The sequence below is a fragment of the Anoxybacillus sp. LAT27 genome (genome assembly GCF_022030075.1).
GTDB lineage: Bacteria > Bacillota > Bacilli > Bacillales > Anoxybacillaceae > Anoxybacillus > Anoxybacillus kestanbolensis.
Map to the genome: position 1 here is coordinate 1 of NZ_JAIWYK010000013.1, position 10,043 is coordinate 10,043.

Here is a 10,043-nt window from a genome sequence, read left to right on the forward strand (position 1 = left end):
CAAATGAACATGCGAAAAGTATTTTTGAGATTACGCCAGAACATTTGAAACAAAAAGGAATGAAAGGGATTATTACCGATTTAGACAATACGTTAATTGAATGGGATCGTCCGCTTGCGACGCCGGAAGTTGTCAGTTGGTTTGAACAAATGAAACAAAGCGGCATTCAAGTGACAATCGTGTCAAACAACAATAAAAAAAGAGTGGAAGCGTTCGCGAAGCCGCTCGGCATCCCGTTCATTTTCGAGGCGCGCAAGCCGTTAACGAGAGCGTTCCAACAAGCGTTGCGCGACATGAAGCTAAGAAAGGAAGAAGTCGTCGTCATCGGCGACCAGCTTCTTACCGATGTGTTTGGCGGTAATCGCCTCGGATTGCATACGATTTTAGTCGTCCCTGTTGCGCAAACAGACGGCTTTTTTACGCGTGTGAATCGAAATATTGAACGAAAAATTTTAAATGTCATGCGAAAAAAAGGTATGATTCATTGGGAGTGATGATAATGAGTGAACAAGTCATTTGTATTGGATGTGGAGTAACGATTCAAACAGAAGACGAAACGAAAGTCGGATATGCGCCTCTTTCAGCGCTTGAACGCGACCCGATTATTTGTCAACGTTGTTTTCGGTTAAAACATTACAACGAAGTGCAAGACGTATCATTAACAGATGACGACTTTTTAAACATTTTGCACGGCATCGGACAAGCAGATGGACTTGTCGTGAAAATCGTTGATATTTTCGATTTCAATGGAAGCTGGTTGCCAGGGTTGCATCGGTTTGTCGGAAAAAAAGATGTGTTACTTGTCGGCAATAAAGTGGATTTGTTGCCAAAGTCCGTCAAACATGAAAAGGTCACGCGTTGGATGAAACAAACTGCACGAGAACTTGGCTTACAGCCGCGTGACGTTTTTTTAGTTAGTGCACATAAAGGATATGGCATGAAGGAAGTCATGACGGCGATTGACGAGTATCGCAACGGAAAAGACGTATATGTTGTCGGTTGTACGAACGTTGGAAAATCAACGTTTATTAACCGTATTATTAAAGAAGCGACGGGTAAAGGAAATGTCATTACGACATCATATTTTCCAGGGACAACGCTTGATATGATTGAAATTCCACTCGATGATGGCTCAGCGCTTCATGATACACCGGGAATTATAAACCATCATCAAATGGCGCATTTCGTTGACAAGAAAGATTTAAAAGTCATTACACCGAAAAAAGAAATTAAGCCGAAAGTATATCAATTGAACGAACAACAGACGTTGTTTTTTGGTGGGCTTGCTCGATTAGATTATGTAAGTGGTGGGAGACGTCCATTTGTATGTTATATGTCGAATGAATTATTTATTCATCGAACGAAACGTGAACATGCCGATGAATTGTATGAAAGACATCTTGGTGAATTGTTGCAGCCGCCGCGCAAAAGCTATTGCGAGCAATTGCCACCGCTTGTCGCCCATCATTTTACGTTAAAAGAACCAAAAACAGATATCGTTTTTTCAGGGCTTGGCTGGGTGACGTGTCACGAGCCGGGGGCACAAGTCATCGCATATGCGCCAAAAGGCGTTGGGGTAATGTTGCGGAAGTCGCTCATTTAACACAAAGGGGGAGAGGATTTTGAAACTATTTGGGCTGATCGGCTGTCCTGTTCATCATTCGTTGTCGCCGCTTATGCATAACGATGCGTTTCAATCGTTACATATTGATGCGCATTATCATGCGTTTCACGTCGAACCGCATATGTTAAAAGAGGCGGTAGAAGGCTTAAAAGCGTTACAATGCGCTGGGTTTAATGTGACGATCCCGCATAAGACAGCGGTGATGGAATATATGGATGAGCTTGATGAAACGGCTAAGCAAATGGGGGCAGTAAACACAGTCGTTAATGAAAACGGAAAATGGGTTGGCTATAATACAGATGGTGAAGGATTTGTCCGAGCGTTATGCGAGCAAATGAACATTGAATTATCTGGCGCACGCATATTGATTATCGGTGCAGGTGGAGCGGCGCGCGGCATTTATTTTACTCTTTTAAAACATGAAGCAGCTGCTATTGATGTATGTAATCGCACGACGGAAAAGGCAGAGGCGTTTATTCAAAAAGAACGGTCAGCTGTGTATTCGCTTGAACAAGCAGAAGAACGGTTAGGAGCGTACGACATCATCATTAATACAACGTCTGTCGGTATGTACCCGCATGTCGATACGATGCCGATCTCCCTTCAAACGTTAAAAACCGGGACGATCGTCAGCGACATTATTTACAATCCACTCATGACGAAATTTTTGCAAGAAGCAAAAGAAAAAGGAGCGCGCGTGCAAAACGGTGTAGGCATGTTCGTCTATCAAGGTGCACTAGCGTTCGAAAAGTGGACAGGGATCTTTCCAAATACGAAACGAATGGAACAACTTGTGATACAACAGTTAGGAGGAAAAACATGTTAACAGGAAAACAAAAACGATTTTTACGTTCTTTAGCTCATCATTTAACACCGATTTTCCAAGTGGGAAAAGGTGGCGTCAATGACAATATGATTAAGCAAATTGCCGATGCGCTTGAAGCGAGAGAGCTGATTAAAGTGAGTGTATTAAAAAATTGCGAAGAAGAAAAAGAAGTAGTGGCAGAGCAGTTAGCGGAAGGTGCAGGGGCGGAAGTTGTCCAACTGATTGGGCATACGATCGTATTATATAAAGAATCGCGTGAACATAAACAAATTGTGTTGCCGAAATAGGAGCGTTGTGGTGAAAAAAGTAGGCATTTTAGGTGGGACGTTTGATCCGCCTCATTACGGGCATTTATTAATTGCGGATGATGTACGAACGGAGTTACAGCTCGATGAAATATGGTTTATGCCAAATTACATTCCACCTCATAAAGATAAACAGGTGACGGATCATGTGCATCGCGTTCATATGTTGCGGGCGGCGATTGCGAATCAACCGCACTTTCGCGTTGAAACGATTGAGCTTGAACGAAAAGAGCGATCATATACGTACGATACGATCGTTTTGTTGAAGCAAAGATATCCGGATACGATGTTTTACTTTATTATCGGTGGAGATATGGTTGAATATTTACCGAATTGGTATCGAATTGACGAACTTGTTCAGCTTGTGCAATTTGTCGGGGTGAAACGGCCTGGCTATTCTCTTCGTACACCGTATCCGATCATCGAAGTGGACGTGCCGACGTTTGCGGTTTCTTCTTCGCTCATTCGTGAGCGGATTCAAAGTGGGAAAAGTGTCACGTATTTGTTGCCGGAAGCGGTTCAATTATATATAAAGGAGAATCGGTTGTATGAAACGTGAAGAAGCGTTAGCGATCGTGCGCACACAATTAAAAGAACAGCGGTATATTCATACGTTAGGCGTGATGGAAACAGCCATTGAACTGGCGAAATTGTACGGAGCTGATGTGCAAAAAGCGGAATTGGCGGCAATTTTTCACGACTATGCAAAATTCCGCACAAAAGAAGAAATGAAGCGCATCATTATCGAACAACATATGCCCCAAGATTTGTTAGCATATAGCCCAGAGTTATGGCATGCGCCTGTTGGGGCATATTTAGTCCAAACGGAAGTCGGCATTCAAGATGAAGACATTTTACAAGCGATACGTTATCATACATCAGGAAGACCAAATATGACATTGCTTGAGAAAATTGTATACATCGCTGATTACATTGAGCCAAATCGTTCGTTTCCGGGTGTTGACGAAGTGCGTGCGTTGGCGCGAGAACATCTAGATCGTGCGCTGTTTCGAGCGCTTCAAAATACGATCCAATTTTTAATGGACAAACGCGAACCGATTTACCCAGATACGTTCCATACGTATAATGATATAGCTAAAAAATTGAAGGAGGTTTCTTCATGACAGAACGAGATATTTTACGTATTGCAGTACAAGCAGCGGATGACAAAAAAGCCGAAAACATCGTAGCGTTAAATATGAAAGGCATTTCGCTTGTCGCTGACTACTTTATGATTTGTCACGGTCATTCCGATAAACAAGTACAAGCGATCGCGCGTGAAATTAAAGAAAAAGCAGAAGAGCATGGTGTTGTAGTCAAACGTGTTGAAGGATTTGACGAGGCGCGTTGGATTTTAGTTGATTTAGGAGATGTTGTCGTTCACGTGTTTCATAAAGAAGACCGCGAATATTACAATCTTGAACGCTTATGGGGCGACGCACCGCATGAACACATTGAGAGTGATCTTGGGGCATGACGTACGAACGATTTGCGAGTTGGTATGATCAATTAATGAGCGATGCTCCATACGATGCGTGGTGTGCCCTCGTTGAACGAACGGTTGCTTCGTATCACAATGGAAAACGACTGCTTGATCTCGGATGCGGTACAGGGGAACTTGCGATTCGGTTAGCGGAAAAAGGGTTTGACGTCACCGGTGTCGATTTGTCGGAACAAATGTTGACTATTGCGCAGATGAAAGCAGAGGAGCGGGGGGTAAACCTCTCGTTTTTTCAGCAAGATATGCGCGAATTTGGCCCGTTCGAGCCGTTTGATACAATCGTCATTTTTTGTGATTCACTCAATTATTTATTACAGGAAGAAGACGTCGTCGCTACGTTTATGCGCGTATATGAACAATTGCGACCTGGCGGATTGTTTTTATTTGATGTACATTCTTTATTTAAAATGGAACACGTCTTTTTACATCATCGCACGTTTGCGAGCAATGATGACCAAGTGAGCTACATATGGAACTGTTACGAAGGACCGTGGCCACATAGCGTCGAACATGAGCTCACGTTTTTTGTTCAATTACAAGAAGGTGTGTATGAACGAGTCGATGAAATGCACGTACAGAGAACATACGATGTCGATCAATATGTCATGTGGTTAAAACAAGCAGGATTTCGCCTGTTGCATGTATGGGCAGATTTCACAGAACAGCAACCGACAAAAGAAAGCGAGCGCATTTTCTTCATCGCGCAAAAATAAAGATCCCAAAAGTGCCTCACTTTTGGGATTTTTCTTTAACAAATAAGCAGGATTTTTTTTGTTAATCGCGAATATTGTCAATTTGTTGGCGCACTCTTTCTGTTTCTTCATAAAACTTTTCGTGTGTTTTTTGAAAAACGTGGACGAACAAGTCCCCGACTTCTTTTTCTAACACTTCAATGCCTGCTCCTGTAATGCCGCCTTTCACACACACTTTTTCCTGCAATGTCGGTAGCGTGTACAATTGCTGTTCAAGCAATGCCCCTAGCCCAATAATCATATCTGTCGCTAACGTTGTTGCTTGTTCTTTCGTAATGGATGTTTGTTGAACGGCTGCATCGATAAACTTTTGAATTAAGTAGCTGAAAAAAGCAGGACCGCAGCTCGTTAAATCAGAAGCGATGCGGGTGATAGGCTCGTCTATGTATATTGGGCGAGAAATGGAGCGGAATAGTTGTTCAATCGTTGTCCGATCTGCTTCTGTGCAACGTTCACTTACCGTAATTAACGTACTTCCAGCGAGTGCGCGATTTGTAATGCTCGGAATGACGCGAGCGACGCTACATGGCACGAGTGATTCAAGTTGTTGCACAGAAATGGGGCTCGTAATCGATACGATGCAATGATGATCGGTCAAATGCGGACGAAGTTGCTTTAGAACATCGGGCATATGCAACGGTTTCGTGCAAATAAAAACAATCGTTGCGTGTTTTGCTACTTCTTCATTCGTCGCCACGACGTGGACGTCCGGGTAACGTTTTTGTATATTGTATGCTTTTTCAAGCGTCCGATTCGTAATGAATAGTTGTTCTGGCTTTACCGCATTTCCGTTAATAAACGATTCAATTAAAATCGTTCCCATATTTCCTGTTCCAATAAAACCTATATTCAACGGTACTCCCCCCTTATCCGTCACCACTATACGTCATATGTATGCACGAATAATGCTTTTTATGAAAGGATGAAAGCATGAAGTGGATAAAAACATATGAACGTTGGATATATGTAGGCTTAATTGTCATTGGAGCGATCATTTGGATCGTGCAACAACAAGAGGACGCCCCCGTACAACAGCTTCCTTTAGAGCATGTAGAACAAGAGGAACAGCAAGAACAACAAGTAGAGGAACAAGCTCCCGTTATTGTCGATGTGAAAGGAGCCGTCAAACGAGCGGGAGTATATGAAGTGGCACCGACAAGCCGCATTCACGACGTCATTCAACTGGCAGGAGGATTAACAGACGAAGCGGATGAAACGAAAGTAAATTTGGCGATGAAAGTGCATGATGAAATGGTCATTTACGTGCCGAAAAAAGGCGAAGACATCATCGTGGAAACAGCCAGTCAAACGAGCCGTTCAAGTGGGAAAATCAACATTAACACAGCAACGATTGAACAACTACAAACGTTACAAGGAATTGGTCCTGCGAAAGCATCCGCCATCATTGCATATCGCGAGGAACATGGACCGTTTCAAAAAGTGGAAGATTTGTTGAATGTGAGTGGAATCGGTTCGAAATCACTTGAAAAAATAAAAGAACAAATTGTCGTTCGCTAAAATTGACGATAAACTAAAGGCATAATGGACAAGGGGGAGAAGTAGATGGAGCGAATTACATGGGATCAATATTTTATGGCCCAAAGCCATCTGTTAGCGTTACGTAGCACGTGCACAAGGCTAGCCGTCGGGGCAACCATTGTGCGCGATAAGCGCATCATTGCTGGGGGATATAACGGTTCGATCGCAGGTGGGGCGCATTGTATTGATGAAGGATGTTATGTCATCGACAACCATTGCGTGCGCACGATTCATGCAGAAATGAACGCTATCTTACAATGTGCCAAGTTTGGTGTGCCAACAGAAGGGGCGGAAATATACGTCACTCATTTTCCGTGTTTACAATGTTGTAAGGCGATCATTCAAAGCGGGATAAAAGCTGTTTATTATGCGAACGACTATAAAAATCACCCATTCGCTTTGCAGTTGTTCGAACAAGCTGGCGTAACGGTCAAGCACGTCCCGTTTGATGTAAACTCGATCCCAACCTTTTTACATGCAAAGGGGAGATGACGTATCGTTTATGTGGCGATGGCGGCCGTTTTGGCCGTCTTGTCTATGCTAACAAAATCGGTTGTTTGTTTTACATTGTCATGTGTGTATAGTTTCTTTTTACTTTGGCGAAAGCGAGCGTTATTTTTCGCTTGCATGTGCTGTTATTTATTTTTCTCGTTGTGGAGCAGATGGGTAGCTGTGCATCATGTGACAACGCTTTCTGGGAATGAAACGACATTTTTTGTCCGATTCATTGCTCCGATTTATATTGACGGCGATCGAGTGAAAACGACTGTCCAATGGCAAAAAGAACGATTACAGCTCGTTTATCGTCTTCGAACAGAAGAGGAAAAACGAAAATGGGAAGAGATTCAAATAGGGACAGCATGTTTACTAAAAGGGGAGCTTGAACGCCCTTCTTTGCCGACAAATCCATATGCTTTTAATTATCGTCGCTATTTGTTTTACGAGCGCATTCATTGGATCGTTCGTCCGAATTCTCTTGAAAGTTGTACACGCACAAATGTAACATGGATAGAACGATTACAAATCATTCGTCAACAAGGTGTTCGCTACATTCAACATCACTTTCCAAATGACGTAAGTGCGTTTATGCAAGCGCTCATTTATGGTGAACGAAGCGATATAGAGCCAACGGTACTCGCTAGTTATCAAAAGTTAGGGCTTATTCATCTGCTTGCGATTTCGGGCTTGCATATGACATTGCTCGTCGGTGGTTGTTTTTATTTGTTTATTCGCTTCGGTATTTCAAGAGAACGAGCGACGGTCATATTGCTTGGGTGTATCCCGCTGTATGCTGTTTTAGCCGGTGCCGCTCCGTCAGTAATGCGCGCGGCCATTATGACAAGTTGTTTTCTCCTTTTTTCTTCTCGTTTCCGCACAATTGATGCGTTAAGTATCGCTTGCCTCCTTTTATTAGGGAAAAATCCGTATACTGTATTTCAGCTCGGTTTTCAACTATCTTTTCTCGTTTGTTTTGCGTTAATTATTTGCTCTTCGTTCATTCAAAACGAACGCTCTATTGTTCGCCAATTGTTCATGACATCTTTCATTGCACAAATAAGTACATTACCACTTTTGCTTTATCACTTTTACGAAGTGTCTCTTTTATCCATTCCGTTAAATATCATCTTTGTTCCACTTTATTCGTTTATCATTTTGCCGCTTTGCTTTGTAGCCCTTCTCAGCCACTTGTTCATGCCATTTGTTAGTTCTCTGATCATATATGTATTGACGGTTGTGCTTGAACATACGAACGCACTTGTTCTCTCATTATCCGATATGTTCGTGCTTACGCTCGGTCGTCCGTCACTATGGCTGCTTGTTGCTTATATCGTCTCCGTTTTTCTCTTTTTTCTTTCTTTCGAATCGAAAAAGCGCGCGGTTATGTTTCGTTTTTCGTTTCTTTTTGTTATGATCGCACATGTCATTTGGCCATTTTTTCGTCCGACCGGTGAAGTCGTCATGTTAGACGTTGGACAAGGGGATAGTATATATATTGAACTGCCTTATCGAAAAGCTGTTTATATGATTGATACGGGTGGAACGATGTCATTTACTGATGAACATTGGAAAAAACGAAAGCAATCGTTTCGTGTTGGGGAAGATGTAATCGTTCCGTTTTTAAAAGCAAAAGGAGTTCGTACGCTTGATGCACTTATCGCAACACATGGTGATTTCGATCATATTGGTGATATAAACGATATATTCGATGCTGTTCGTGTACGAAAACTTATCGTCGGTATGCAACGAAATGATTTAATCGAATCGGTGATGGAGCAAGCAATAAATAAAGGGACACGTGTGCAAATAGTGAAAAGTGGCGATCGTTGGACGGTTGGGAAAGCGCAATTTTACATTCTCTCTCCATTTGGAAACGAAGAGACGACAAACGATGGTTCGATTGTGTTGTATGCATTGATGGGAGGAGCATATTGGCTATTTACAGGTGACTTAGAAGAAAAAGGGGAACAACAAATTATGAGAACGTACCCGTCATTGCCAGTCGACATATTAAAAGTAGGGCATCATGGAAGTAAAACGTCGACGTCTGAATCGTTTTTACGACATATACGTCCGAAGTTGGCGCTTATTTCAGTTGGGCGCGGCAACCGATATGGTCATCCGCACCGGGAAGTCATCGAACGTTTACGTCACGATCACGTGCGCATATTTCGCACCGATGAACATGGTGCGGTCGTCATTCGTTTTCATGATTAATCACGCAGGAAACCCCTGCTTTCAAGCATGGGGAGGAATGCGTTTTTTTTGTTTATTTTTCACTAAAAAAATATAAAATAAAATTAGTGAAAGGTGGTGAGGACATGAAATTGACTTTAACAGCAAAAATTAAAATTTTACCGACATCTGAACAAGAACAACTTCTTCAAAAAACGATGCAAGCATATCGTGATGCGTGCAATGCGGTGTCGGAAGTGATATACAAAGAAAACACCCTTGTGCAAGCCAAACTTCACAAGATGACGTACCGCAAACTTCGCTCTACATTTGGCTTAAAATCTCAAATGGCACAGTCTGTGTTAAAAACGGTGATTGCAAAATATAAAACCAACCAAACGAATGGACATAAGCGTTGTCAGATTGCGTTTAAAAAACCGCAAATAGACCTCGTTTTTAATCGAGATTACAGCCTAACCAAAGGGTTGTTTTCCATCAATACGTTAGAAGGACGAATCAAAGTTCCTTTTCAAACGAAAGGACTTGAAACGTATTTCGACGGAACATGGACGTTTGGAACAGCAAAGTTAGTGAATAAACATCAAAAGTGGTTTCTCCATATTCCTGTATCCAAAGAAATGGAAGAAGCAAACCTTCATCACATTTGCCAAGTGGTTGGCGTAGATATGGGCGTAAATTTTCTTGCGACTGTTTATGATTCAAACGGACAGACGCTATTTTTCAAAGGTAGACACATCAAACACAAACGAGCAAAGTATAAACAACTCCGCAGACAACTACAAAAAAAGCAAACTCCGTCTGC

The 10,043-nt window shown here is 42.3% G+C and carries 13 protein-coding genes; 12 read left to right on the plus strand and 1 reads right to left on the minus strand.

Features of this window, described 5'->3' with window-relative positions; translation table 11 throughout:
• The 8 genes from LD028_RS01250 to LD028_RS01285 all read left to right on the plus strand — a co-directional run.
• The coding region (locus tag LD028_RS01250; protein WP_237810657.1) for a YqeG family HAD IIIA-type phosphatase at positions 1–494 on the plus strand (494 nt) is incomplete at its 5' end.
• A gap of 5 nt (positions 495–499) precedes the next feature.
• On the plus strand, positions 500–1,603 hold the full coding sequence (yqeH, locus tag LD028_RS01255) for a ribosome biogenesis GTPase YqeH (protein WP_237810659.1): 1,104 nt from the start codon (positions 500–502) through the stop codon (positions 1,601–1,603).
• Positions 1,604–1,622: 19 nt separating this feature from the next.
• Positions 1,623–2,450, plus strand: a complete 828-nt coding sequence (gene aroE, locus LD028_RS01260; protein ID WP_255706777.1) for a shikimate dehydrogenase — start codon at positions 1,623–1,625, stop codon at positions 2,448–2,450.
• A complete protein-coding gene (yhbY, locus tag LD028_RS01265; RefSeq protein WP_004889429.1) occupies positions 2,444–2,737 on the plus strand; it encodes a ribosome assembly RNA-binding protein YhbY in 294 nt (97 codons plus the stop codon). Before aroE ends, yhbY begins: the two co-directional genes overlap by 7 nt.
• Positions 2,738–2,747: 10 nt before the next feature.
• Positions 2,748–3,314, plus strand: a complete 567-nt coding sequence (locus LD028_RS01270; protein ID WP_004889430.1) for a nicotinate-nucleotide adenylyltransferase — start codon at positions 2,748–2,750, stop codon at positions 3,312–3,314.
• On the plus strand, positions 3,304–3,879 hold the full coding sequence (yqeK, locus tag LD028_RS01275) for a bis(5'-nucleosyl)-tetraphosphatase (symmetrical) YqeK (RefSeq protein WP_004889432.1): 576 nt from the start codon (positions 3,304–3,306) through the stop codon (positions 3,877–3,879). The genes LD028_RS01270 and yqeK overlap by 11 nt, the downstream gene beginning before the upstream one ends.
• Positions 3,876–4,232, plus strand: a complete 357-nt coding sequence (gene rsfS, locus LD028_RS01280; protein ID WP_237810660.1) for a ribosome silencing factor — start codon at positions 3,876–3,878, stop codon at positions 4,230–4,232. The genes yqeK and rsfS overlap by 4 nt, the downstream gene beginning before the upstream one ends.
• On the plus strand, positions 4,229–4,969 hold the full coding sequence (locus tag LD028_RS01285; RefSeq protein ID WP_237810661.1) for a class I SAM-dependent DNA methyltransferase: 741 nt from the start codon (positions 4,229–4,231) through the stop codon (positions 4,967–4,969). The genes rsfS and LD028_RS01285 overlap by 4 nt, the downstream gene beginning before the upstream one ends.
• A 61-nt stretch (positions 4,970–5,030) precedes the next feature.
• On the opposite strand, the gene comER is transcribed toward LD028_RS01285, so the two are convergent.
• Positions 5,031–5,861 carry a late competence protein ComER gene (comER, locus tag LD028_RS01290; RefSeq protein WP_237810662.1) on the minus strand — a complete coding sequence of 277 codons (831 nt, stop codon included), beginning with the start codon at positions 5,859–5,861 and terminating at the stop codon, positions 5,031–5,033.
• A gap of 77 nt (positions 5,862–5,938) precedes the next feature.
• Here comER and LD028_RS01295 point away from each other — a divergent pair, with 77 nt between their 5' ends.
• The 4 genes from LD028_RS01295 to LD028_RS01310 all read left to right on the plus strand — a co-directional run.
• A complete protein-coding gene (locus LD028_RS01295) occupies positions 5,939–6,526 on the plus strand; it encodes a helix-hairpin-helix domain-containing protein (RefSeq protein WP_237810663.1) in 588 nt (195 codons plus the stop codon).
• A 45-nt stretch (positions 6,527–6,571) separates the two neighbouring features.
• Positions 6,572–7,039 (plus strand): ComE operon protein 2, encoded by a 468-nt coding sequence (locus LD028_RS01300; RefSeq protein WP_006317820.1) that lies wholly within the window; start codon positions 6,572–6,574, stop codon positions 7,037–7,039.
• Positions 7,040–7,084: 45 nt separating this feature from the next.
• Positions 7,085–9,262 carry a DNA internalization-related competence protein ComEC/Rec2 gene (locus tag LD028_RS01305; protein ID WP_304512065.1) on the plus strand — a complete coding sequence of 726 codons (2,178 nt, stop codon included), beginning with the start codon at positions 7,085–7,087 and terminating at the stop codon, positions 9,260–9,262.
• Between the two features lie 104 nt (positions 9,263–9,366).
• Positions 9,367–10,043 (plus strand): transposase (locus LD028_RS01310; RefSeq protein WP_237810664.1); only part of this gene is annotated, 677 nt, incomplete at its 3' end.